The 25,200-nt window shown below is 37.5% G+C and carries 27 protein-coding genes and 3 tRNA genes; 18 read left to right on the forward strand and 12 right to left on the reverse strand.

Annotated features, from left to right (window positions below; genetic code table 11):
- Positions 1–23: 23 nt before the first annotated feature.
- A complete protein-coding gene (locus ACOZIR_RS20340; protein WP_045290373.1) occupies positions 24–371 on the reverse strand; it encodes a hypothetical protein in 348 nt (115 codons plus the stop codon).
- Positions 364–1,473, reverse strand: coding sequence for a GerAB/ArcD/ProY family transporter (locus ACOZIR_RS20345; protein WP_045290372.1), 1,110 nt, complete (start codon positions 1,471–1,473; stop codon positions 364–366). The genes ACOZIR_RS20340 and ACOZIR_RS20345 overlap by 8 nt, the downstream gene beginning before the upstream one ends.
- Before the next feature lie 512 nt (positions 1,474–1,985).
- Here ACOZIR_RS20345 and ACOZIR_RS20350 point away from each other — a divergent pair.
- From ACOZIR_RS20350 to ACOZIR_RS20395, 10 genes are all read left to right on the forward strand, one after another.
- Positions 1,986–2,255, forward strand: a complete 270-nt coding sequence (locus ACOZIR_RS20350) for a hypothetical protein (RefSeq protein ID WP_045290367.1) — start codon at positions 1,986–1,988, stop codon at positions 2,253–2,255.
- Between the two features lie 256 nt (positions 2,256–2,511).
- Positions 2,512–2,646: a hypothetical protein gene (locus ACOZIR_RS20355; protein ID WP_272946310.1), complete on the forward strand. Its 135-nt coding sequence runs from the start codon at positions 2,512–2,514 to the stop codon at positions 2,644–2,646.
- 129 nt (positions 2,647–2,775) lie between these two features.
- Positions 2,776–4,170, forward strand: coding sequence for a phospholipase D-like domain-containing protein (locus tag ACOZIR_RS20360; RefSeq protein ID WP_375156323.1), 1,395 nt, complete (start codon positions 2,776–2,778; stop codon positions 4,168–4,170).
- 232 nt (positions 4,171–4,402) lie between these two features.
- Positions 4,403–4,476 (forward strand) — tRNA-Trp (locus ACOZIR_RS20365).
- A 26-nt stretch (positions 4,477–4,502) separates the two neighbouring features.
- Positions 4,503–4,584 (forward strand) — tRNA-Leu (locus tag ACOZIR_RS20370).
- Between the two features lie 19 nt (positions 4,585–4,603).
- Positions 4,604–4,675 (forward strand) — tRNA-Gly (locus ACOZIR_RS20375).
- Between the two features lie 215 nt (positions 4,676–4,890).
- Entirely contained in the window at positions 4,891–6,291 is a 1,401-nt protein-coding gene (locus ACOZIR_RS20380) for a Na+/H+ antiporter NhaC family protein (protein ID WP_045290363.1), read from the forward strand.
- 696 nt (positions 6,292–6,987) lie between these two features.
- A complete protein-coding gene (locus ACOZIR_RS20385) occupies positions 6,988–7,215 on the forward strand; it encodes a hypothetical protein (RefSeq protein ID WP_045290361.1) in 228 nt (75 codons plus the stop codon).
- A gap of 79 nt (positions 7,216–7,294) precedes the next feature.
- Positions 7,295–7,807 carry a GNAT family N-acetyltransferase gene (locus tag ACOZIR_RS20390; protein WP_045290359.1) on the forward strand — a complete coding sequence of 171 codons (513 nt, stop codon included), beginning with the start codon at positions 7,295–7,297 and terminating at the stop codon, positions 7,805–7,807.
- 188 nt (positions 7,808–7,995) lie between these two features.
- Positions 7,996–8,118, forward strand: coding sequence for a YjcZ family sporulation protein (locus ACOZIR_RS20395; RefSeq protein ID WP_013083059.1), 123 nt, complete (start codon positions 7,996–7,998; stop codon positions 8,116–8,118).
- 73 nt (positions 8,119–8,191) lie between these two features.
- Here ACOZIR_RS20395 and ACOZIR_RS20400 read toward each other — a convergent pair whose 3' ends face one another.
- On the reverse strand, positions 8,192–9,130 hold the full coding sequence (locus tag ACOZIR_RS20400) for a VanW family protein (RefSeq protein WP_045290357.1): 939 nt from the start codon (positions 9,128–9,130) through the stop codon (positions 8,192–8,194).
- A 179-nt stretch (positions 9,131–9,309) separates the two neighbouring features.
- Between ACOZIR_RS20400 and ACOZIR_RS20405 the strand changes: the two genes are divergently transcribed.
- Both ACOZIR_RS20405 and ACOZIR_RS20410 read left to right on the forward strand, forming a co-directional pair.
- Positions 9,310–10,125 (forward strand): hypothetical protein, encoded by an 816-nt coding sequence (locus ACOZIR_RS20405; RefSeq protein WP_045290355.1) that lies wholly within the window; start codon positions 9,310–9,312, stop codon positions 10,123–10,125.
- Between the two features lie 188 nt (positions 10,126–10,313).
- Entirely contained in the window at positions 10,314–12,491 is a 2,178-nt protein-coding gene (locus ACOZIR_RS20410; protein WP_045290353.1) for an FUSC family protein, read from the forward strand.
- Between the two features lie 25 nt (positions 12,492–12,516).
- On the opposite strand, the gene ACOZIR_RS20415 is transcribed toward ACOZIR_RS20410, so the two are convergent.
- From ACOZIR_RS20415 to ACOZIR_RS20430, 4 genes are all read right to left on the reverse strand, one after another.
- Positions 12,517–12,810: a hypothetical protein gene (locus tag ACOZIR_RS20415; protein WP_025752303.1), complete on the reverse strand. Its 294-nt coding sequence runs from the start codon at positions 12,808–12,810 to the stop codon at positions 12,517–12,519.
- A 63-nt stretch (positions 12,811–12,873) separates the two neighbouring features.
- Positions 12,874–13,428 carry a DUF3231 family protein gene (locus ACOZIR_RS20420; RefSeq protein WP_045290350.1) on the reverse strand — a complete coding sequence of 185 codons (555 nt, stop codon included), beginning with the start codon at positions 13,426–13,428 and terminating at the stop codon, positions 12,874–12,876.
- A gap of 275 nt (positions 13,429–13,703) precedes the next feature.
- A complete protein-coding gene (locus ACOZIR_RS20425; RefSeq protein WP_045290347.1) occupies positions 13,704–13,961 on the reverse strand; it encodes a hypothetical protein in 258 nt (85 codons plus the stop codon).
- Between the two features lie 243 nt (positions 13,962–14,204).
- Positions 14,205–14,531: a general stress protein gene (locus ACOZIR_RS20430; protein ID WP_013056955.1), complete on the reverse strand. Its 327-nt coding sequence runs from the start codon at positions 14,529–14,531 to the stop codon at positions 14,205–14,207.
- Positions 14,532–14,929: 398 nt separating this feature from the next.
- Between ACOZIR_RS20430 and ACOZIR_RS20435 the strand changes: the two genes are divergently transcribed.
- On the forward strand, positions 14,930–15,190 hold the full coding sequence (locus ACOZIR_RS20435; protein ID WP_045290346.1) for a hypothetical protein: 261 nt from the start codon (positions 14,930–14,932) through the stop codon (positions 15,188–15,190).
- 105 nt (positions 15,191–15,295) lie between these two features.
- Here ACOZIR_RS20435 and ACOZIR_RS20440 read toward each other — a convergent pair whose 3' ends face one another.
- From ACOZIR_RS20440 to ACOZIR_RS20460, 5 genes are all read right to left on the reverse strand, one after another.
- Complete coding sequence (locus ACOZIR_RS20440) at positions 15,296–15,709, reverse strand: hypothetical protein (RefSeq protein WP_237758379.1); 414 nt, start codon at positions 15,707–15,709, stop codon at positions 15,296–15,298.
- 131 nt (positions 15,710–15,840) lie between these two features.
- Positions 15,841–16,374 (reverse strand): hypothetical protein, encoded by a 534-nt coding sequence (locus ACOZIR_RS20445; protein WP_421535774.1) that lies wholly within the window; start codon positions 16,372–16,374, stop codon positions 15,841–15,843.
- Positions 16,375–16,705: 331 nt separating this feature from the next.
- On the reverse strand, positions 16,706–17,455 hold the full coding sequence (locus ACOZIR_RS20450) for a hypothetical protein (RefSeq protein ID WP_421535775.1): 750 nt from the start codon (positions 17,453–17,455) through the stop codon (positions 16,706–16,708).
- A gap of 254 nt (positions 17,456–17,709) precedes the next feature.
- Positions 17,710–17,922, reverse strand: a complete 213-nt coding sequence (locus ACOZIR_RS20455) for a hypothetical protein (protein ID WP_421535776.1) — start codon at positions 17,920–17,922, stop codon at positions 17,710–17,712.
- Positions 17,919–18,167: a hypothetical protein gene (locus tag ACOZIR_RS20460; protein ID WP_421535777.1), complete on the reverse strand. Its 249-nt coding sequence runs from the start codon at positions 18,165–18,167 to the stop codon at positions 17,919–17,921. The genes ACOZIR_RS20455 and ACOZIR_RS20460 overlap by 4 nt, the downstream gene beginning before the upstream one ends.
- Before the next feature lie 183 nt (positions 18,168–18,350).
- Here ACOZIR_RS20460 and ACOZIR_RS20465 point away from each other — a divergent pair, with 183 nt between their 5' ends.
- From ACOZIR_RS20465 to ACOZIR_RS20485, 5 genes are all read left to right on the forward strand, one after another.
- Complete coding sequence (locus ACOZIR_RS20465; protein WP_421535778.1) at positions 18,351–19,055, forward strand: glycosyltransferase family 2 protein; 705 nt, start codon at positions 18,351–18,353, stop codon at positions 19,053–19,055.
- On the forward strand, positions 19,048–20,187 hold the full coding sequence (locus ACOZIR_RS20470) for a glycosyltransferase (protein ID WP_045290336.1): 1,140 nt from the start codon (positions 19,048–19,050) through the stop codon (positions 20,185–20,187). The genes ACOZIR_RS20465 and ACOZIR_RS20470 overlap by 8 nt, the downstream gene beginning before the upstream one ends.
- Positions 20,184–21,236, forward strand: coding sequence for a polysaccharide pyruvyl transferase family protein (locus ACOZIR_RS20475; protein WP_421535779.1), 1,053 nt, complete (start codon positions 20,184–20,186; stop codon positions 21,234–21,236). The genes ACOZIR_RS20470 and ACOZIR_RS20475 overlap by 4 nt, the downstream gene beginning before the upstream one ends.
- A 187-nt stretch (positions 21,237–21,423) precedes the next feature.
- On the forward strand, positions 21,424–23,559 hold the full coding sequence (gene recQ / locus ACOZIR_RS20480) for a DNA helicase RecQ (protein WP_421535780.1): 2,136 nt from the start codon (positions 21,424–21,426) through the stop codon (positions 23,557–23,559).
- Between the two features lie 108 nt (positions 23,560–23,667).
- The gene (locus tag ACOZIR_RS20485) at positions 23,668–25,050 is read left to right on the forward strand and encodes a sigma-54 interaction domain-containing protein (RefSeq protein WP_045290330.1); all 1,383 of its coding nucleotides are present in this window, start codon (positions 23,668–23,670) and stop codon (positions 25,048–25,050) included.
- The last annotated feature ends 150 nt before the right edge of the window (positions 25,051–25,200 follow it).

Here is a 25,200-nt window from a genome sequence, read left to right on the forward strand (position 1 = left end):
AGCAGGTGACTACCTGCTTTTTTTTATGTGGATTTTATTATCTTTTTGATTTTTATTTTAGCAGGTTTAAAGCGGATCCATCCTATGATAAGAAGAATAAAAGGATATAAAGCTCCTATCAAAAAACTATAAGGAATCCACGTTTCGGCTAACCATGTTTTTTGATAAGTAATGCTTGGGTACACAATAATGGAAAAAGTCGCAACGATTAATCCCATCGGTAACGTTAAAAAGCGGGTTTCAGCAATGTTGAAAATTTGACACAGTCCAGCGATGGAAGCATGAAAATAATTAGTGTTATATTTTCCTGAAAAATAATTACTTATACTGAAGGAGCATTTTTTATGAAAGGTTTTTGGCTTTTTATCCATTGCTAGAACGCCGCTTTTTGTTTTGAATAAACCCTGCAATTAAAAGGAAAAGTGGATATAGGATGCCTACAAGTAAGCTGTAGGGAATCCACGTTTTTGTATCCCAATCCTTTTGATAAGAAACGCTTGGATACACAATAAGGGAAAGTGTAATCATGATGAGTGCGACTGGAAAAGAAAATAGCTTGTAGTCCTTTATATGAAATACATTGGCAAACCCCAAAAGAGTAGCGTAAAAGTAAATGCAAAGCTTAAAAAAGAGAGTAATGAACCACAAAATAGCAATGACTACTTCAATTCCTTGAAGAAAGTTTCCTACATCAATTCTTCTTCCTAATTCATAGCTTGGAAACATGGTGATTTGGGAGTAATAAGGACCAAGTACTAAAATCCCGAGTAAGATTAACGTCACCATCACTAGTCCACCGGCTATATTACCTGCATAAAAAGATTGAGTTGCCTTTTTCGTGTCTGGTGTGTGTGAAGGGAAAATCATAAGCAGGATAGTATAAGTCAAAGAACTCATGCTTAAAAACGTTAAAACAGCACGAATAAAAGCTTTTGGATGTATTTCCAACACAGGCTGAATATACTCTATTTTAATTTGCGGAATCATAGACAAAATAAGAAGTCCAAACAATCCGACAAACCAAGGGAATAAAATCTCGGCACTTCGTGCAATCACTTCTATTCCTAGACGCACTCCTACGATGACGACACCCATAAATGCAATGTGGATGGCTGTGAGCGGCGTGTAGGGAAGGATTTGAGTGGTAAGAAAATTTCCTACATAGTAAAGAACTTGACTGCTGATAAATAAATTAGATAACACAAAAACAGCAGAAACAATCTTTCCAAATAGTTTGCCTAAAATTTTTTCGTTCATTTCCATCAGCGTAAGCGTGGGAAACATTTTTCCTAGTGAGGTAAAAAGCAAAACTAAGCCAATTCCTGATGCTACGCCGAAGAGTGCTGCAATCCAGGCATCTTGATGAGCATCAGCTGTAATAGCGGCAGGTACAACAATAATTGTGCTTCCGATGCTATATAAAGTTACTAATTTGCGAAACTGTGCAGCTGAAATATTGATTTCATTAAGCAAAATGAGCACATCCTTTTGCCATATACACGAATTAAGTGATCCAACGGAATAATAAGTGACTTAAAGGTTGAAACATTACTTCTACCCAATCAGAAGGGTTCGGTAGAGGCAGCCGAAAGATTTTTGCAAGAGCGATTATGATACTGATTGTCATGAACACCATAAAAATGTTCCGTTCCTTTTTATGAGAGTGTTGAGGTAATCTTTTCATTTCCATCCGTATAATCCCTGCACAAATGATCAAAAAGGAAAGAAACAAGTGCATGCAGTCAACCCCAATACATTTTTCGTTCAGATAAGCTATTCGTATGATGTCCGCTAAAGAAAGTGATTATACATTTCTGTAAAATATAGAAAGTATTTCAGGAGATAGAAGATATTTTATAGAGCCCTTAAATGATTGAGTGATTTGTTATGAGGAGTAGTCACTTAGCTTTAACTTATTGAAGCGTCGTATGAATAAGTAGAAAAATGCCACACTAAAGAGTGAACAAATGGAAAGGAGCACTATGATGAAAAAATTCCCATATAATAAAGATAAACAACAATCGTTTCAAGCAGCACAGCAGGGGCATAAAGAAGCAGTAGATGCATATGAACAGGCAAATGAAGCTAAAAATGATGCATCGTATGGACATGAAGCGAAGCAAGCGATAGGTGAAGTAAATGAAGCCTCTCAGCAAATTGAGAACGCGCTTGAAAATGCTTCTGAAACCCAGCGTCAGCGTTTAAACGAATTTCAGCAAGATATAAAAGATATGGAAAACGACCTTAATCAATAAAAGAGCCGCTGTTTTACTTAGAGCAGGTTCACAATAGGGTATAAATTGCAAAAGCAGAAGATAATGAACTTCTGCTTTTTTTTGCGTAAGAAGTATTTACGCTCATTTTCCAGTAATTCATTACATGCCAGAATTATTTAAAAAAATTACAGATAGGGAGTATGATTCTGCAGAAATAATTTCTCATAGAATCTTCGTTCGGATTTTTTATTGGTAGGATGAACGTAGATTTCATGTATGTAGGTGCTTCTAGCTGTTGTTTGGAGGGCAAGGCGAAGACTCCTGCAGAAAAAGCGGAAGAGGTGAGACCCCGCAGGAGCGTATGCGAAGAGGAGGCTCAACGGCCGCCTGCGGAAAGCGGAATTTTGCACGGAAATCAACAGTGGTGTAACAAATAATCCATCATTCCATTCTTATTTTAAAAGGTATAGAAGTTAAAAAAGTAAGAATCCTAATAAAAACAGAACGATAAGAATGGAAAGGGATTGTGACAGGAAATATGCTAATAAATATACTAATAATGATTGTCGTATTGTACTTCATATATGTATTTGTAACTGCAGTGGTACTGTTTTATGTCCCTTCGCACAAGGGAAAAGACTTAAAAGTAATGAATACTGAGAATTTTTATGGAAAGAAAGAATCCACAGACCGCGTTATGCTTTTGGAAAACGGTTATTTTTCAGGGCTTGTTCGGATGCAGATGATTCAAGAAGCGAGGCACACAATCGATATTGCATATTTTTCCATTGGTAAAGGGCGTTCTTCAGATTTACTTATGGGCGCTTTATTCGAAGCTGCAGATCGAGGTATACGTATTCGAGTGCTGTTAGACGGGATCTCTCACGGATTAAAAGGCAAGAGAAAAAATGTTCTTTATGCTCTAGCTTCCCATCATAATATTGAATTAAAGTACTATGAACCCTTTGCTATGTTTAAACCTTGGACATGGCATAACCGTCTTCACGATAAAATAATAGTAGTCGATGGTCAATTAGGTATTAGTGGAGGACGAAATATTGGAGATAAATACTTGGCCAGTCAACCAGATAAAAATTTTGTCTATGACCGCGATGTGCTGATTTATAACACAAAGCAAGAAAGTAATAGTGTTATTGTCTCCATGGAGAAGTATGTAGAGAAATTATGGAACCACCCGTATACCCGAAAAGCTTTTCCGAAGCTCAAGAAAACTAAACAATTTCGTGGCCTTTCAGGAAAGAAATTGTTAATAGATCAATACGAAGAGGCCAAAAAAGCAAATGAACCTTTTGTCCATCCTTATATTGTATGGAGAGAATCAACGATGCCTACAAGAAAGGTTTCTTTTATTACAAATCCTATTCAACGAATGAATAAAAGCCCTTTTATATGGAGAACGTTTATTAAGCTTTCCCAGCAAGCTGAAAAATCCATTGTCGTTCAAAGTCCTTATATTGTACCAACAAAAGAGATGGAACAGTATATAGATAAGTCAGTAAAATCTAAAGTGCAAAGAATTATTTTAACTAATTCGATTACATCCACTCCAAATGCTATGGCTTTTTCTGCATACTTGGGAGTGAAGAATTGCGTTATAAAAGCTGGTTCAAAGCTTTATGAATATCAAAAGCCTTATTCAATTCACGGGAAATCTGTTGTTTATGATCAGCGTTTAAGTGCAGTTGGTTCTTTTAACTTAGATTCACGTTCAGTATTTTTAAATACTGAATCCATGGTTATGATAGATAGTGAAGAATTTGCATCCGAGCTAACAGGAGCTATTGAAACTAAGATTTCTCACAGTACGCTTGTGGGAAATGAGGGAGAACCTGTGGATTTTAATACGGATTCTCAAAAAAACGTGCCTCCTATGAAATCTGCACTCCTACATATCCTTTCAGTCTTCACGCGATTTTGGAGACATTTTGTATAGTTCCGCACTGTGCCTAAAAAAGGCTTTTACTGAAAATCAATGGTAGAGATTAAAAGCTACTGCAACTGGAGGAGGGGAGTGTAAAAAGCTGTGATATGCCTCACAGTTTTTTGAAATGGCTAGTACTAGTCGTGATTCATAAAAAGACCTATTGACGAAATTCCATATATGTTTTATTATAATATAGCGTCGTCAATAAACGAAACGAGGTTCTTTTGAAGAAATCATTTCTAGGGGCATAGTTTAAAGGTAGAACTACGGTCTCCAAAACCGTCAGTGTGGGTTCGATTCCTACTGCCCCTGCCATTTTAGAGTTATCTTTTAATTCACACGCGGGTGTGGCGGAATTGGCAGACGCGCTAGACTTAGGATCTAGTGTCTTATGACGTGGGGGTTCAAGTCCCTTCACCCGCATCTTTAGTTTCATATATGCGCGGAAGTAGTTCAGTGGTAGAACACCACCTTGCCAAGGTGGGGGTCGCGAGTTCGAACCTCGTCTTCCGCTTATTTTCAAAAGCAGTTTGCATGTGCAAACTGCTTTTTTTGTTGTAGAAATAAAGATTTTTACGATGCTGTTTTTAATCAGAAATAGTTTATTAAAGCAGTGCTGTTTATACGCATTGTTTTCATGAATATACACATATTATTGGGGTTACATTAAAAGCTAATGAACGATACGTGAAGACATCTAATATGGTTTTTAAGATAGGGGAGAGTCCTATGGAATCTAGTTGGTTTTCAATTATACCGTTTTTAATTGTTATTCCAATAGCTATTTTCACCAAACAAGTGTTGCCAGGGTTGTTTTTAGGCTTATTAGTAGGTGCTTATTTGATTGATCATTCGATTGTCGGAGGTGTTGAAAAGCTACTTCACTACGTTGTACAAGCTCTTAGAAATAAAAGTAATATAGAAATCGTCGTCTTTTTATACGCGTTTTCAGGGCTTATCGGAATGATTAAGATTGCTGGAGGAGTTAAAGGTTTTGTGGAAACAGCTGCAGAAAGAATTGATACAAGAAAAAAAGCACTTATTTTAACCTATGTTTCAACTATTGGAACATTTAGTGCTCCCACATTTCGTTTTGTGACGATTGCGCCCATCATGAGAGCGCTGCTGAAAAAAGTGAAAATGACGACAGCAGAGCTAGGGTTTGTTATTGAAACAACTGCTACCCCTGTTATCGTCTTAATTCCCGTGGCAACGGCATTTGTAGGATATATGGTATCAATCATTCAAATGGCAATTGATCATCAAGGCATAAAACAAGACGCTTATTCTTTATTCATTCAAAGCATTCCTTATAATTTCTTTTCGATTGTGATTATTTTAGTAGGGATTTATTTCAGCTTTTTTCATCATTCAACATCTACCGCTCCTATGAAGCTCGAGGAAGAAGACGAAAAAGATTGGCATGATTGTCATCCTTGCGTGTCGAAGGATTTGCCTTCTAAGCCTTGGAATTTGTTAGTACCTTTACTTGTTGTGATTTCACTTACCTTACTTTTAACATGGTGGAGTGGACATCATAAGAGCCACAGCTTTTTTGAAGCATTTATTAAAGCAGACGTGTTAGAAGCGATGGTAGTAGCTTTAATTATCACTACGTTAATTACCCTCATTTTTTTCTTGTTTCAGCGCTTTACATTACAGAATTTGCTTAATGGTTTTATCACAGGAGGTAATGACTTAATGTCCGTTATTCTGCTGTTATCGGTAGTATGGGGATTATCCGCTGTTACAGAAGACTTAGGTTTTTCAAATTTTGTGACGGCACATTCTAAGTGGATTCCTCAAATGTTTGTCACTCCTTTTATGTTTATCTTTGGAGCTGCTATTTCTTACTTTATCGGATCTGCTTGGGGAACGTGGGGAATTTTAATGCCGCTTGGCGTATCGCTTGCAAGTTCTGCAGATCTTTCTTTGCCATTAATTATCGGTGCGGTGTTTGCAAGCGGTTCCTTTGGAGCATTTTCTTCACCTTTGAGCGACGATACGAATACCATCGCCAAAATATTAGATTTATCTGTTATTGAATATGCCAAATATAAATTAAAGCCAGCTTTAATTGCAGCGGGAATAACAGTTGCTTTCTATCTTGTTGTATCTTTCTTGTTTTAAATGAGGGAGTAGCTATCTATTCTTCACTTTTCATTTTTTTTAGCTTAACGTATGCATACAGCCCTAGTGATAGGCACACTAGCATGATACAAGTAAGCGGAAATAAGATGGTATTAACAAAATGATCATAAAACCATATATACACGAACATCACCTCGATAATTTTAACGCTATTTTTTCTATTTATTAGAGATATACTATCTGTGCTGCTTCTTCCTATTTTTTCAAAAAGGCGATAATCAGAAGCAGTATAGGTACGATAGAAAATAGCGGCATATGTAAAAGAAATCTCGCTACGTGCAGCCCTTCATAAAGGTGTTCTTGAAAATTACTAGCGATTGTAATCGACAAAAATAACACAATGATACCTAAAGGATACGCTAGACGTGAAGGCGATTTAATTTTAAATAAAGTAGCTGTACCTATTAATAAAGGTAAGGTTCTCAGAAAGCAAATTCTTAAAAGAAGACTCTGCTTGTTCACTGCTTGTTTGATTTGCCTGAGAGCGAAGATTATTTGTAGATTTTTGATTTTTAAAGAACGAAGGCATAAATGAAAGCACCCTTACTGTATTTTTTATTAATTTGACCAAAAACCGTATAATTATGTAATTTTTAACAAATCATCTTTTGCATGACGGTAAATGAAAATGACGAACCTATGAGGTAAGTAACGATTAGGTGAGGAGTGAAAGGAATGAAAATTATTGGAGTTAGCCTGCTGCTATTTGGATCTGTGATCGCTCTTTCTGTAGGAATTGATCTTTTTCAAGGAACGAACGTACTGCAGGCACTATACAATGCATTAAGCCCGTTTCGTGTAATGGAAGTGGCCGAATTATTTGTCCTTTTTTCTCTTTTATTTTTCTTTTTCGCAGAGTCCCTTTATCTTCTTTTAAAGAAGCGGCAACAAAAACAACAGTAACTTGGTGCAAAGAGGTGTTTATCTCTTTACTATCGAAACAAACGTATAGAAAGATAGCTTTGAGATAGGGGAGATCGACATGAATATTGAGACTAACAGATTACTAATACGCAAATTTAACTATGAAGATTGGCAAGATGTCTACGCATATACATCTGATGTTCATGTCATGAAGTACATACCAGAAGGTGTTTTTAGTAAGGATGATGCGAAGAAATTTGTAAATGAAAATATGGAAGAAAATATTAAAAATTTTCCAGTTGTATTAAAAAACGAAAAAATCCTAATTGGTCATATCGTCTTTTTCAACTATTTTGGGGACCATACTTATGAAATTGGCTGGGTATTTAATTCTCTCTATCATCAGAAAGGATATGCGTCAGAAGCGGCAAAAGCAATCGTGGACTACGCCTTTAATACAATGAACCTCCATCGGATTATTGCTACTTGTCAACCTGAGAATACGTCTTCTTATCGTGTTATGGAAAAGATCGGGATGAGAAGAGAAGGGTATTTTAAAAAATGTATTCCAACTGAAAAAGGATGGTGGGATGAATATTATTACGCGGTTTTAAAGGAAGAGTGGAAATGAGCTTTACTTTTACGAAATTGCATTTTCCGAGTTGTAAAGACGAAAACAAGCCCAATTTTTAAAAAATGAGCAAAAAAGCAAACCAAAACGTCTAGGCAGACATACAATAAGCTATCCATGAGAAACACCCCATGTTTGAACCTTCTTTGTTTTAGCAACAGAAAATCACGTTGAAAGGGAGTGCTTATATGTCTAATGCTGGATGTGGATTTGGTTCTGGTTTCGCTTTATTAGTTGTATTATTTATTCTATTAGTAATTATCGGATGTAGTTGTTATAGCGGTGGTTACGGTGGCTACTACGGCTGCTAATTATATCACTGAATAGCCTAAAGGATACCCTTTAGGCTTTTTTGTGTTCGTTATAAAAAGCTGGAAGAGATGATTAATCAGCAGGCTCAGTATCAACATGCGATTCAATTTTTTTCTCTTTCGGCAATTGATCAATAGAAGCCCAAGGCACGCGGCGAGGCTTATATTCAATCGCATCAGTAGAGTAAACGGCCACGCTTACGACTCCCCCGTGTACCTGCGCTCGAATCAACAAAGGATCACTGTACGTATTTTTAAAATGAAAGTCAGGTCCATACCAGCTGACGGTAGCGTCTCGCCCAGGAGGTACGTAGGAAACACTGCGGCTGTGTGAGTAGCGCTGCGTAATTGTGACACCAGCGTTATCGACGGCGTTAAATAAGGTAGAAGAAACTTGGCAAATTCCTCCTCCAACTCCTTCAGAATACTCTCCTTTTACAATGATTGGCGCACGCATATACCCTTTTGATGCCGTTCTTTTTCCAACGGTTTGATTAAAAGAGAAAACTTCCCCAGGAAATATGACGCTGCTGTCTAGTGATTCAGCCGCGAGAGAAATATTGTGAGAACGATTTTTATTATGAGGATTAAATACCGTATGATAATGACCGATTTGCTTAATGCGAATTGTTGCAAGCAGCTCCTTATCCACGCGAGGCGGAACAGGAAGCGTCGGGATTTCTAGTGTTGACGTACCGCCGTTAAAAAAATAAGTATAAAATTTCTCCGCAAAATCTTTATGATATAGTTTGACACCCGCTTGCTCAGGAACAATTTGTCCGCTTTTATCAATGCGGGCATTTAGGGGCTCTCTATATGTTTTTTTATCCAATTCTTTTAGAAGAAGATTGTATCGATCATGATCAACCATAGGTACAGGAAGAAGAGGTACTGCCACTTTGTCCCGTTCAATCCGTTCAATTGGTTTACCGTCATGAGTAATAGATAGGTGGTCTTGTGTAGAAAGAGGTTGAATGAGCATTAAAAGTCCAACCATCCAAGTGAAATTCATATCATATACCTCGCTTTCACCTGTTAGTATGAATAAAATGAACCGTTTAATGTATAGGATTCACAAGCTCTTTTTTTGTATTATTTTCCATGAGCCGAGCGTGTAAAAATTTCTATTTATAATTGTATGTGTACTTTCGCATATTACATAGAGAAACTACAAGGTAACGAGGGTAGACAATGACAAAATTAATGATTTTAGTCTTTATGCTTATTAGTTTTTTTGTGCATCCCCAAAAGATGAAAGCAGAAGAAAACCTTACGTACTTTCCAGTAAGTGACACAGGAAAAGTATTAAAGTGGAAACGTGTAGAAAGCTTACTGCCGAAGGGGAAAAAATTTAAAGTGATCGATGTAGAAACCGGTTTTTACTTTTATGTGCAGCGAAGAGCAGGCTCGCACCACGCAGATGTTCAGCCGCTTACACGTCAAGATACGAAAGTAATGAAGCACTTATATAATGGAAAATGGAGCTGGAACCGAAGAGCTGTTCTTATTCCGTTTAAAGGCCAAATGCTTGCAGCTTCCATGAATGGAATGCCTCACGGAGCCGGCGCGCTCGACAATGGGTTCCCCGGTCATTTTTGCATTCATTTTGCGGGGAGTACGACTCACAAGTCTCAAAATGTGGATCCAGGTCATCAGTTAATGGTATTAAAAGCAGGAGGAAAGCTTGATGAATATGCATTAAAAGCTGAGCCGGCAGAAGTCGTCAATATGTTTTTAACCGGATTAAAGCAAGATGACGATGCCTTAATGCAGCCGGTTTTGCGCGTAAAGCAAGAGCATAAGCTATGGGCAAAACTGCATAGTATCTCCACTATTTATTATAAAACGGACTTATTTCATGCAAAAAAGTATAAAACAAAAGAGAAAATCGCCGTAGATTGTCTTATTTATTACGAAGATAAAGGGGCACAAAAGACAACGATGGTTTTTACTTTAAAAAGAAATCCATTAACAAACGGATGGGAAATTTCTTCTCTTACATTGTAATGACCGATTATTTCTTAAAAACACATCTGACAGAAAACAGATGTGTTTTTAAGCATTTGTTTAGCTCTCTAGCCGTTCGCAATGTTATAGTGGAAAAACGTGCTTACATACGATAGAAAAGAATAAAAAAGGGTATAAGTAATAATATTACTCTTTCTGCAAAGAACTCTACAGCACGAAAGGAGAGGGTGTTTATTTTCTCATATTGGTTTAGCCGCTTAGTCGCTGCAGATCCTGGACGAAAAAGGCTCAAAACGGCTTCTAAAGCTACGATCAGCGTAATTACAGCGGTCGTTATTATGCTGATCGTATTAAAAGCAGCGGGAAGCTCACAAATTACCGCTGCTATTTTATCGGGCGTAATCGGCCTGATGGGTATATTGGTTGTGAATGATGAAACAACAAAAGCAAAAAAAGTGACCACAGGCTTAGTAGCACTTTCTAGCGCCGTTTCTCTCGGCATTGGCTCGTTTCTATCACAATATGGACAAGCAGAAAATGTTTTTCTCGTTCTGCTAGTGTTTTTGTCTTTTTATTTACAGAAATTTGGTATTCGCTATTTCTCTCTGTCGATGGTAGCATTTATGTCGTTTTATTTTGCTTCTATTTTACACGTTACATTTTCTCAGCTGCCGTGGCTGTTAGCTGGCGTTATAGTAGGAGCCTGCTGTGCATTTATCTATAATTTTGTCATCTTTAAAGACCGACCTGCCAACGTGCTGAGATCTTCAATGAAATCGTTTCATATTCAAGTGAATTTGGTGCTTGATTTAATTATTGAGTTAATTCAAAAGAAACAAATTGAACCTGCTCAAATTAAACAATACAACCGCAATATTAAAAAACTAGCGGAGTATGCCCGTGTGGCATCAGAAGAGCTTGGCAATACAGATCCTCACGACATATGGCCTGGCGTCACAGCTGAACAAATGCGCCTTTATGTATTTGATATAGTTATGCTGCTTCAGACATATTCCCCGGCAATTCGAAAACTCAGTGAATTAAAGGCATTTAATCATTTTGATATTCAGCAGCTGCTGTTAAAGCTAGTGGAATCGATTCGCGAAGCAGAGGTGTTAAATGGAAATTCTACTCATTCACTAGCAGATGCAGCTCAGCATCTGCAAGAGCTGCGCCAAAAATTAAGTGAACTCGAACCTCAAGACAAAAGGTATAAAGACTGGCTTTACTTAATCCGCCGTATCGAAACGATATCAAATCACGTGATTGATGAAGCCTATGAGCTGCAGCAAGCAATTGTGAAGCAAGAAAAACAGCCTCAAAAAGAAGCGGAAGAAAAAGAAGACGATGAGAGTAAAGAAGAAGAAACAGGATTAAAACCGTCTACGAAAAAGTCTATTCAAGCGGTCATCACTGCTGTTGCGACCTTAATATTTGGCTCTTTTCTGTCTCCATCGCACCAATATTGGGCGCTCTTAGCAGGCTATTTAGTGCTTCTTGGTACAGAAACGATAGGAAGTACGTTTGTAAAAGCTGTACAGCGAAGTGTAGGCACGCTTTTAGGAGCAGCTGTGGGCTTTGTTGTCGCAAGCTTTGTCTCACCGGGAATACTTGAAATAACGCTGCTTTTTATCTGCGTGTTTATGGCTTTTTATTTCTTTCCCATTACGTACTCGTTTATGAGCTTTTGGATTACAATGATGCTGGCCTTTATGTATGACATGCTTCTTGGGGGAATTTCAGAGAGTTTATTGCTGGCTCGCGTATTAGACACAGTCGTAGGAGTTGGAATTGGCTTAGCCGTATCTGCTCTTGTGTTTCCTAAAAGAACAAGAGATAAAATAACCGACACGTCAGTAGAATACGTAGCGGCTTTAAAAGAATTTGTTCACACTTATTTGCATCGTTTTACGAATCAGTATGCGTTTGCCAATTTAGCTGATAAAGGAATGGAATTAGAAAAAAAGCTAAAACAGCTTCATGTTGACTCAGATCCTATTATCAAAGGTTTCGTTGGCCGTTCACGCCTTCAGCAATTTTTGACCGTCTTTACCGCTATTAATTATTACGCCAAGCATTTGGTGGCATCTTCTACTAGAAACGAAGCTTTTTATAAGGAAGCAGAATTTCATGGTGTAGTCAAGGAAGTGGAAGAGAAAGTGGCAAGCAATTTTTCTCAGCTTGAAAAAGCGCTGCGAGGAGAAAGAGGAACGTATGTATATACGCTTGAAGATGTCAGACAAAAAATTGAACAATCTTTAGATTATTTTGATACGTCCGTTCAATCAAGAAACTTACAGCATCTGCAGCTGCTGCATAACATTTATTACGTATGGAAAATCAATCAATCGGTTGTTCACTTAGCCAAAGAGCTAGGAGCAGAAGAAATAAGTAATGAAAACTAAAAACCAGCGAATATGTCGCTGGTTTTTAATCTGATGAATAAGGGGACGTATCTTTTCTAATTGTTCTCCACGTTGTTTTAAGACCGGCATAGCTGCCAATTGCGGCGTATCCATAAAAATATCCCATAAACAATCCGGCAATAATATGATGAGGGTGACTGATAAATACTGAAAACAGCACGCCGACAGCTAAAGCAATAGTCGGAACATACTGCTTTTTAGGATGAAAAAGCCATTTGATCAGCTGCGTCACGATTAATACGACAGGAACACCAATGACTGCGTCCCAAAAATTTGTATGAATTGTAGGGAAATCCATGTTCAAGCACCTCGTTAAATGTGTTGGATGTAAGATTATTTATGCTGCTTACCTAAGAACACTTCAATTAGAGTTATGAGGGGCTCCAGGTGGATAATAATAAGGAGGAATTTTGAGCCATCCTTTTTGCTGCATTAGAATTTTCACTTTTGATCCTAATATGACTTTTTCAGTGTGGAATTTCAACCACATTAATCCAATATCGGTTCTAATAGATTGTCCCATATTCGTGCTGCACATGACGATATTAGAGGCAATTTTTACAGATATTAAGTTAGCGATTTCAGAATCCGTGGCTTTTGCTCCTAATGGAATACTGTTAGGATCAGATTTCGGTTTGGTAGCCGGTATTTCAGGAAGGGGAATTCCTTCTTTAATCATTAATTTTTTGAGTGTATCAATCTGAGATTCAGCCAGGTTTTTTGAGTCTTGAACAAGCTTAAGCAGTTCACTGTTAGTTGTTGTATTAAGGCAAGTTTCTAAAGCAGGTATTTCTTCCGCTAAAGCAGTGAAATACAGCCAACACCCCATAGTCTCACCGATATGTGGGCGAGGAGGCGTATCATCTGTAGAAGAGTTCTTTATGTAATCAAGTAGTGTCTCAATGACGTTAATCATAACTTTTCACCCTTTATATAGTTTATGCATTTTCATTATTGCCTTCAGCAGAAAAGGATAAACACAGCTAGGAAATGTTACATATGAAATTGGTTATCATGAGTGGAAGGAAAAGCATCCTACTCAGCAATTTATAATGGTGATGGTACATTTACTGTAACCGCATCTAAAGGTATAAAAATTGTTGAAATGCTTGATAAATAGGTTGGTGCTAGAAGATAAAGTTAATAGAAAAAATCTCCTTGCTCATTAAGGAGATTTTTTTACCAGATGTATTATATCGTTTTTCTTCGATGCTCTCTCCATAACGAAGTTAGTTCTTCTGACCAATATTTATAATCAAATACCGTTATATTTTTGCTAGGCATAAAAACATTTAACAGCCAATTAACCCTTAATTTGTCTCTGGCGCCTATCGTTTTATCATTTCTACAGCAGCCTTCATCACAAGGTTTATCGTGTATCTTGTAAGGAATATTTTTAACGACTAATCCATTTTTCACACGTTTTGTGTACTCAATTCCTATAATCAAATATATCACTCCTCGCAGTAACTCTTATCTTCATAATCATATGTAGGGATGACTTCTTTAATTATATCCATTTCATTTTTTAATCGCTCATCAACGAATTAAAACAGCATATAAAAAAGGCAGCCAATAAAAATTGACTAGCCATCTCTTTAATATAAATGAGAACAGGCAAAGTGTTCTTTAAGGAAAGAGGAAGAAGGGTAGAAAACAAAAATAAAAAAGCCCTGCTGTAGGGCTTTTAAATCAAGCAACTTTTGATGCCACGACGATTACTTTACCGTGATCTAATTCTTCTTCATAGCGTTCAGCTTCCGGCTGTGATAATCCTAATGAACGCATTTTGGCACGAAGCTCGTCTCCTCGAGAACGAAACACATTCGCAATCGCATCAAAAACACCTTGTTCAGAAAGACCGATATTGTTTGTATTTGTTGCAGCTGTTAAATCCTCGGAGCGATCTTGATGGTGTGCAAGTAAATAAACTTCGTCCTTTGTAAATCCTTCACGCAAAAATTGTTCGATTGTATCTTTTGCCTGTACGCCATTTTCAACTACTTTTACATTTACCATTTCAAACAACCTCCTTGTATGATAGACAACTTTCTAGAATATATTTAGTAATGAAGAGAAGTTTAAGTAACTTATCTCCTTGCTTTGTGTATACACGTTATTAGAAGTGATAAAACCTATTTCCAGAAATTGAGTTAAAAAATCTAACATAGAAAAAGAGGGAAAAGCGCTGTTATTTTTAAGGAGAATCTGGGAAAGGATCAGCAGGAAGAGGCTTTAGCAAGCCTAGCATTTCGCTTGCATAATTATTTTTACTTGTACGCCAAATACTACTTTTTCGGTATGAAGTTTAAGCCACAGACGTACGCACATTTTAAAAAAAATCCTTCAACCTAGGACAGGCACCCGTGCACATTCCTTTCTTTTTCATATACTGATAGGGACAAAGAAAGAAGGAGATGATAGTAGAATGGGATGTTGCAAAAAGAGATTCCACAACTGTGAGGACCATCATCACAGCAGATGCTCTCGTAAGAAAAGATGTCACAAGCATGACGACTATGGTCACAGCAGATGCTCTTGCAAGAAAAGATGCCACAAGCATGACGACTACGACTATGGCCACAGCAAATGCTCTTGCGAGAAAAAATGCCATAAGCATGACGGGTATGAGAAAAAACATCATTGTGAAGACCACTGCGACAATGATTACCGCTTAATTGTTTTTTAATATAAAAGTGAAAATGTAGGACAAATTCCAAAAAGCCTGTATCTTAAGTAAGGAATTAAGATACAGGCTTTTTTCATACATAAAAAATAAAAGCTTAAGATGAAAGACGTTCTTTTTGTTTTTCATACACGGAAGTGGATTCATTCCACGTATAACGACCGTCTTGCAACTGAATGGTCGCGCTGAATGGACAGTCTATTGACGTTTCTGCGTCATCTAAACTGCTTTCAAGCAATCTTTTTTTGAATCGCATCAAATCTTCTTTTGACGCAATTCGAAAAACCATTTCTAACGTAAGATCATCGTCCATTGCATTGTGTAATTGACTGATGCTTTTGCGGAATTCTTTATTATATTGAAGCATAATTTTAATGTCTGCTACGCAAGCAACACCAAACACATCTTTTACAACAGACTCAACCGTTAACTGTGTTGTCGAAGCGTACGTTGAAATATCACGCTGAGGATTTTCTAAATAATAAATCGTTTCTACAGGATGTCTCGTCATAAGCACCTCTTTCTTACTACTTATTATACAGGAAAAAAGGGGGAAATGGGGAAAAGAATTTTAGGAAGGGGTTACATAAGAAATAAAAAAAGCCCTCTTATTAAATAAGAGGGAAATAAATGTGATAGGAATTAATAAAAATCTTTTTCAGAAAAACGCGACGAGATTTTTGCGACTGTGAGAGCGGCATTGATGGTAGTAGTTGTACCAGCTGTTGTTGCTGTAACCGTTACCGTATCGCCTCTTCTTAAATGACGCAGGAGTGATATTGTGGCTGTACCAGAAGAAGAAGTAACAGTTTGGGTAAAGCCTCCGGCATTAATTGTATACGTAACAGTCGAAGTAGCTGGAGTAGAAGTGGAGAATGCTGTAAATGAAATAAAATACTCTCCGCTTTCTAAAACTTCTATTCCATTAGAAACAACTCGTACATTCTTACTTGGAGACAGAAGGTTAGTAAATGTTAATGGAGTATTTACAGCCGCACCTGTTATTGTTGTTGTACCTGTTACTGTGCCAAACGCAGGTCTATCATCAAAATCTGGTCTCTCACAATCATCGTCGCAGTGTCTTTTGCAGTGATGTTTATGCCAATCATTATCACAGTGGTGTCTATATTCGTCGTCAGAACTACCTTTTAAATATTTTTTGTAATAATATGACATGCTTTCACCTCACCTTGGGTTTGAAGGTTTTCACCTTCTAGTATAGTAAATGCAGGAAGTGAGAGGTTTGCAATGGACAAGGGTTTAATAATATAAAATGTGTTTTCCAATATAGAGTCAATGACAATTTAAATAGGTTAAATATACTTTATCTCAAAATATTTAAACTTTAAATTGATAATCTAGGTATTCTATTTAAAGGTTTTTCTATTTGTACAATCTTATTTGTTTGTAAAAAAATACCCCTGCTAAAAAGCGGGGGTAAAATAGTTAGATATTATTTTATAGCTGGGATTAACAAGAACTTTTAAAATAAATCCCGATCTCTTTTTTATTCACAGTCTAGTTCTAAAGCTGTGAATGTGTGGCTTATTACATTGTCAGGAGTCAGAGTCACATCAGATGTGCCAACTGGAATACCTACAGGAGTTGCAGGAGTAGAAAGATCAAGGAATATAGTACCCTCTGGGAAAGGACCTAAATTAATGGTTAAAAAGTACTCGTTTTCTCCACAATCCGGATCAGTATCTACTGCATGAATAGAAGTAGTAATAGGGCTAAACGCAATGCCAAGGAAACCGCTACCTAAAATTTGTAAACCAAAAATTCCACTTGTATCGAATTTTTCAGAAATTAATACAGGTCTCGATGATTTGTCGCTTTTTCTCCAAATTCTAAAAGTTGCTGGTATAGCTAAAGCAAGGAAGATTCCAGTTCCTGTTAAAAGTCCTAGGATAGCTATGATTAAGGTAGCGATAGCAGCTACTATGGCTGTTACAGTAGCACCTAAATCAAAGGGATCAGGCTGCCAATTCACTGTTGCGTCTAATACCACTTGATCACAATCATCATCGACACAAACTTTTGTCGTTGCGATTGTGCTAGCTAATAAATTAGGGCGAGCAGTTGTAGTAACTGGTACCGACGGAGCTTGATCTACATCAAGTTCGCATTCTTTTTCATGATGTTCGTCCTTATACTCATCAAACTTGCAGTGCTCTTTGTGTTCCTCTTTACAATCCTCTTTACAATCATATTTTTTAGGATCGCCTTTAATATACTTTTTGTCATAATATGACATAAACTTTCACCTCCGAGTTATTTAAGAGGTTTTTTAAGCCTCTTGATATATATAATGCTAAAGCTTACTAAGGTGGACTAGGTTACCGTCTAAAATTATAAAAAAGGGCGTTTGGCTAGTCCTTAGAACTAATAGCGTAGCGGTCTCATAGTGATTGGGGGTGTTTTTTATCTGATTTTCCTAATAAAACGAGCTTGAATCAAAAAAGCTTAGAGGATTGAATACATACGTGATGTGGGAGAAATAAGTTTAATTTACAACTGCACTTTAATAAAATTCACAGAAGAAAGTGCAATAAATACACTTCGATTTTCTCTCTCATACCCTATTACGGTTTCTTCTAATTCAATCAAACCATTTTCAAAATTTATTAAAACTCCTTCAAAAAGCGCACTGTCAGTAGCAATTTCTAAAGTTAGTCCAATAGATTGTTGAAGCTGAGCTTCTAACGTGAATAAAAAATTCATTGTAAATCACCATCTTCGTTTAGAAGAATTACTGCATTAATACTAGCTAATGGAACATACACAAAATTGCCTTCTGACTGTTTTAATACAACGTAATTAAGAGGAATTTTAAAAAATGCCCCGGTTTGTACCACTTTTCCTGTCACAGAACCAAAAGCTGTAATGATTTCTACGCTTGAATTTACGGCTTCGGTAAGCAATGCCCTAAATTCAGAACCTTCTTGTGCTGATAAAATTTGTGCCATTCTAAATCATTCCTTTCATTTTTAATCATACATTTCAATATATTCAAAAATTTTTCTAATGACAGGGACAAACTTCCTATACTTAAAAAAAGGGCAGGGTTTTAAGCACATCATAAAAGATTCATAATTACTTGTCTCACCTTTCATTTCCCGTTGCATATAGTAAGATGAGGTGAATGTAAAATGTTATATGAACGGACTTTAGGACTAATTAGCGTAGTAATAACCTGTCATAATATCTCATCTTTCATTAAAGAATGTTTAGATGGTTTATTAAAGCAAACGTATAAGAATATAGAAGTTATTTTAGTGAATGATGCATCTTCAGATGACACAAGTAATGTTATAAAAGAATGGATAGCAGAGAATGATCCGCCTTTTCCTGTAGAAGTCATTGATTTGTCCCGCAACGTTGGATTTTCAGGTGCATCAACAATCGGCTATTTTTTAAGCAAAGGAGAATATATTGCAGTTCATGACGGTGATGATATTTCTCATCCTGAACGATTAGAAAAGCAGCTCTTATATCTGCAAGCACACCCTGAAATTGATGTACTGGGATCGAGCTATGCATATTTTTCAGATGGAGACTTTCAAGGGGCAAAAAAAGAGAATTGGCTCCGATACGGAAAAAGCATTCGCGAATTATATGCAAAAGGCGGACACTGCGTGTGCCATGGGACACTTTTGTTTCGAGGTGAAGTGTTTGACAAAATAGGAGGTCCGACGCGCAGAATTAAAGGCGCTGAAGACTATGAGTTTATTGCAAAATGCTTAAATGCAAAGCTGAATGTGGAAAACTTACCCGACGTTTTATACTATTATCGTTTTCACTCAAAACAGCGTTCTCAACAATTTTATAGAAAGGAAGCCACAAAAGATGAGTAATGAATCTCTGCGTATACTAATGGTTTTAGACAGTATTGAAGTAGGCGGAACGGAAACGCACGTATTTAGTTTAGCTAAAGAGATGCTTAGAAAAGGCATCCATATAGTCATTGCTGGGAATAAAGGCAGAATGATAGATAAATTTTATGACTTAGGCTGCCCCATTTATGAAGTTGATTTTCCTTATACATTAAATATAGAAGAAGAAAAAAGAAATGAGCTAATCAGCCAAGTTGAGCAAATTATTGAAAAAGAAGATATTTCTCTTGTTCATGCTCACCAAACTCCTTCAGCATACCTAACTTTTTCGGTTGCAAAACAAAGAAGAATTCCCACTATTTTCACGGTCCACGGCACATATTACCCTAAAAGTGAATTACTCAAAGTAGTAGCACTTGCTTCAGCCACCATATGCGTTAGTCCCCCGGTATACGAATATGTTCAAGAAGAAACATCAGTCGAGCCGATTTTAATTGCCAATGGAGTTGATACAAAAGAATACAGTGAAAGGGATGTAACGGAGTTAAAAGCTCAATTGAACATTCCTGAAGAAGCATTTGTTTTGTTATACAGCAGCCGCATTAATTGGACAAAGGCAAATATTTGTATGATGCTGCTTCGGGCGTGCAAAGATGTAAAGCTGTCGAAAGCTCCTCACCTTCATGTTGTGGTAGTAGGAGACGGCCCTCGCTTTAAAGATCTTGAAAATTTAACTGACTTAATTCATCGCACGTGTAAAGATTCATTTATTCATCTTGTAGGTGAAAAACAAGATATGCAACACTATTATCCCATAGCAGATTGTGTTGTAGGAACAGGGCGAGTAGCGCTTGAAGCAATGGCTTGTACAAAGCCTGTGCTAGCCGTTGGCAATCACGGTTATTTTGGATTGGTAGATAAAAATGAGTATGACAATGCGTGGAACTATTATTTCGGAGATCATAACTCTCGCCACGCCTGCAGTCGATTTACGTTAGCTCGTGATTTAGGTACTATTATTGCTTCTTCCCAACAGCTTAAAAATATTGGACTTCAGTCAAGAGAGTGGATTTTAAACAAATTCGAGGTCACAAAAGTAACGGAAGAATTGATAGAGTTATATCTTGATAAACTAAAGGATGAGACAACATGAAAAAAGTGCTGTATATAGGCTGGATTGGGTTTGGGAATTTAGGAGACGAACTGCTTTGGCATGTGTTTAAAGAGCTGAGCGAACAGTATTACAGTGAAGATGAAATTGAAGTCACTCCGTCTTTTCCAGGAGTTGATTTTAAAAACGTAGAGCCTTACGATACGGTAGTTTTAGGAGGAGGGTCGCTATTACTGCCTGGTTATCTTCAAGTCTTGCAAAAAGCAGCTGATTTAGGAAAAGATATTTTAATTTGGGGAAGCGGAATGGACTGGGTTGAAAAAGAACAGCTGGATAAAATGCTGGCAGGAGAAAGTATTTCTTTACGTAAGCTTTTTACTGAAAAAGATGGAGAACTAATGAAAGATGTTTTTAACCGCGCGTCTTTTGCAGGAATAAGAGGACCGCTTGCTAAAAAAGCATTAGAAGCAATAGGAGTCGATTCTGAAAAAATACGTATTATCGGAGATCCTGGCTTGTTGTTAAGTGCTAATAGGGTAGGAGATAAAAAAGAAAAAATTATTGGTGTGAACTGGGGAACTACGTATAACCGTTTATATGGAGGAAATGAGCTGGCAGTCGAAGATGCCCTAGCAAGAGCTTGTAAAAAACTGATTCAACAAGGCTACAAAATAGCTATCTACCTCGTGTGGGGAAGTGATAAAGCTTCGTGCCAAAGACTGTTTGATAAAATTAACGATCCAGAACATGTAGTGTTTGATGAAAAGCTGTATAAAGAACAAGAGCTGATGACTATTTTATCCCGTTACACTATGACCATTAATTTTAAGCTTCATGCGAATATTTTATCTTTAGCAGCAGGTGTTCCGTGTGTGGCGCTAGGGTATCGCTTTAAAGTGTTTGACTTAGCGTATTCTCTTGGTTTAGAAAAATGTGTGGTGTCGCCCGATTCTCTAACTTTAGAAAAAGATGTTCTTAGTCGAATAGCATATATTGAAACCAATTACGATGATATATTGAGTCAGTATAAAGAAAGTGAAAATTTATATAAGCCGTATTTAATAGAACCTTTTCGAAAAAAAATATTCTAAACCGTAAAAAGCAAGTGTCTTTGTAAGGTACTTGCTTTTTGCATTACATATATTTCTTCATGAAGTTATGCTAGAAATAACACAGCAGCTAATTTTTTGTTAGAATAGGAAGAGCAGTTGTAATGTTTATCCTCGATTAATAATCCCTCAACTACTATTTCTACTTATTTTAAAGGAGGACGCAATTTTGCAGTTTGAACAAGCTTTAACACATTTACAGTCCTATTTTGGCTATGATTCATTTCGAAAAGGACAGGAAGAGTCGATTCGTTATGTTTTAGAAGGGCACAATACCGCTTGTATTATGCCAACAGGAGGAGGGAAATCGCTTTGTTATCAGATTCCTTCATTGCTATTAGAAGGTACGACACTGGTTATTTCTCCGTTGATTTCTTTGATGAAAGACCAAGTGGATACGCTGAACGCAGCTGGTATTCCGGCCACGTATATTAACAGCTCGCTGACGCACACAGAGGTACAGCAGCGCTTGGAAGAAGTAGCGCTTGGTGAATATAAGTTACTTTATGTAGCGCCGGAACGACTGGAGTCTCCGCAGTTTTTAGAGCAGCTTCAAATGCTTCCCATTCCGCTTGTAGCGGTAGATGAAGCGCACTGTATTTCACAGTGGGGCCATGATTTCAGACCGAGTTATTTGCGTATCAGCGACCTAATCAGCAAGCTGTCTAACGCGCCGATTGTAATGGGGCTGACGGCTACTGCGACGCCTCAAGTGCGTGAAGATATTTGCCGAGCTCTTCATATTAATGAAGAATACACAGTGATGACTGGCTTTGAACGTGAAAATTTATCGTTCGCTGTTGTGAAAGGTCAGGATCGAATCAGCTATATTGATCAGTATATCCGTAAAAATGACCAAGAAGCAGGCATCATTTATGCCGCTACGCGTAAAGATGTTGAAGAGCTTCACGCTAGATTGCAAAAGTCAGGAGTTAACGTATCAAAATACCATGCTGGTATGAACGCAAGCAGCCGTGATGAAGAGCAAAATCGCTTTCTTCAAGATGATGTTCAGGTAATGATAGCCACGTCTGCCTTCGGAATGGGGATTGATAAATCAAATATTCGCTTTGTTCTTCACTATCAGCTTCCGAAAAATATGGAAAGTTATTATCAAGAAGCAGGACGTGCTGGTCGTGACGGACTTCCAAGTGAGTGTATCGTGCTTTATTCACCTCAAGATATTCGCGTGCAGCGCTTTTTGATTGAACAGTCAACGTCGAATCCTAAAAAGCAGATTCAAGATCTTGAAAAGCTGCAAAGTATGGTGAACTACTGTCATACAGAAGGCTGTTTACAGGCGTATATTCTTCATTATTTTGGAGAAAGTGAAGCGCATGAGTGCGGACGCTGCAGCAACTGTACGGATGATCGCGTGGAAATAGACGTAACGGTTGATACGCAAAAAGTGTTATCTTGTATGATTCGTATGGGTGAACGTTTCGGTAAAATGATGATTGCTCAAGTGTTAACGGGTTCTCGAAATAAAAAAGTAATTGATTTTGGTTTTGATAAACTGAAAACGTACGGCGTCATGAGCGACCGGTCCGCTAAAGAAGTGAGCGATTTTATCGAGTATTTGATTTCAGAGCAGTTTATTTTAGTAGGACAAGGGTCATTTCCTACTTTATCCGTAGCGGCCAAAGGAAAAGGTGTGCTTCTCGGGACGGAAAAAGTGATGAGAAAAGAACAAATGGAAGTGAAGCAAATTGTCCAAGACGACGAGCTGTTTGCTCATTTGCGTTCCGTTCGAAAGCAGCTCGCAGACGAAGCCGGCGTACCTCCTTTTGTCATTTTCTCAGACGATACTCTTCATGATATGTGTACAAAACTTCCGGTGACGCTCCAGCAGTTCGCCACTGTAAAAGGAGTCGGAGAACAAAAACAAGAGCGATACGGAGAACGATTTACGACTGAAATCAAACATTTTTGTGAGAAACATCCGGACCGAAAGCGAGAAGTGTCAGCGCCTGCTCCGAAAAAAGCAAGAGCTTCATCAAAAGAAGGGTCTCATTTAGTAACATATGAGCTATTTCAGCAAGGAAAATCGTTAGATGAAATTGCTGAAGAACGTGAATTGAGCCGCATTACCATTGAAAATCATTTGTTTAAATGCGCAGAAGAAGAAAAAGAAATTGACTGGTCACCTTTTCTTTCAGAGGAGGACGAACAGCTTATTTTAGAAGCTGCTTCCTCAGTAGGCGATGAAAAGTTAAAGCCAATCAAAGAAGAATTACCTGAAAATCTCACTTATTTCATGATAAAAGTAGCGCTGTTTAAACAAAAAATGAAGCAGATATCTTGAACAAAAAGCTCCTATTAAAGGAGCTTTTTGTGTTGAGTAAGCGAATTTACTGATAAAATAAAAGATAGAAATATTAGAAAAATCAGATTACATAAAAAGGAGGACTGAATGGGAATGATTGAACGAGAGCTTGAAGCAATTTTGCATGCTTCTCACGACAATATCGTGATCACCGATGAAAAAGGACTTGTTTTACGAGCAAGTCAAAACTGCCGTGATATATACGGGTATGACGTGTCAGAGTTAGTGGGACAAACCGTATACGAACTGCAAAAACGCGGGATATTTTCACCTTCCGTTACGATTGAAGTGCTAAAGAAAAAGAAAGAAGTACAGCTGATGCAAAAAACAGAAACGGGAAAAGTTGTAATGGCAACCGGTATTCCCGTGTATGATGAACATCAGTGTATGAAAAGAGTCATTAGCTTTTCGCATGATTTAACAGAGCTTCAGCGCTTAAAAGAAGATTATCAGCAGCTCGAAGTGAAAATGAAAACATATCAGCTCGAAGTGGAAGAGCTTCGGGAACAGCAGTCAAATGAGATGGTCATACGAAGTGAATCGATGAAAAAGGTATGGTCGGTTATTAATCGCGTGGCAGACAGCGATGCAACGGTTGTGTTACTAGGTGAATCGGGTGTTGGTAAAACGGCTTTTGCCCGTGCTTTACACTATGGAAGTGAACGAAAAGAAGAGCCGTTTATTGAAATTAACTGCGGAGCCATTCCAGCTAGTTTGTTCGAATCTGAAATGTTTGGATACGAAGCAGGATCTTTTACAGGTGCAAGTACAAAAGGGAAAATAGGGAAATTTGAATTAGCTCATAACGGCACGCTTTTTTTAGATGAAATAGGGGAACTTCCTCTTGATATGCAAGTAAAGCTGTTAAAAGTGCTACAAGAAAAAACAGTCACCAAAATCGGCAGTGAACGAGCCAAACACGTAAACTTCAGGCTGATTGTAGCAACCAATCAGCCGCTTAAAGAAATGGTCAGAAAAGGAACGTTTCGCGAAGATTTATTTTATCGTTTACACGTTATTCCAATTACTATTCCTCCGCTTCGTGAGAGAAAAGAAGACATCGCGGCACTGCTTTATCATGTTTTACATAAACAAAATGAAAAATATAACATGAAGAAATTTTTTTATGCAGAAGCATTAAATATATTAGTTGAATATCCGTGGCCTGGAAATGTGCGCGAGCTTGAAAATACAATTGAACGCCTTGTGTTAACAACGGATGAAAACAGCATCTTGCCTCAAGACCTCCCGTTTTACTCAGAAAATAGCAGCAGTGAAAAAGAAGAATGGGAGTCTCTGGACACGTTAACCTCTGAGGGAATGACGCTTCAGCAAGCACTTGCAGAAGTGGAGAAAAACTGGCTAATTCGTGCTTATCGTCAGTGTCAAACAACGTATGAAATGGCAAATGCATTAGGAATCAGCCAGCCTACGGTCGTAAGACGTTTACGAAAGTACAATATTAAATAATGAAGTTTTAATTCAAAATGAATTAACTGATTCAATACTGAATCAGTTTTTTTGTTTTGATTCTATTATGAATTAAAAATCGTCCATAATTGCGCGGAATAAGATGATAAAAATTGGCATGCATTTTGCATTAATAAAAAGTATCTAAAT

The organism is Priestia sp. D3YE.R1 (assembly GCF_049199565.1).
In the GTDB taxonomy this organism is placed as follows: domain Bacteria; phylum Bacillota; class Bacilli; order Bacillales; family Bacillaceae_H; genus Priestia; species Priestia aryabhattai.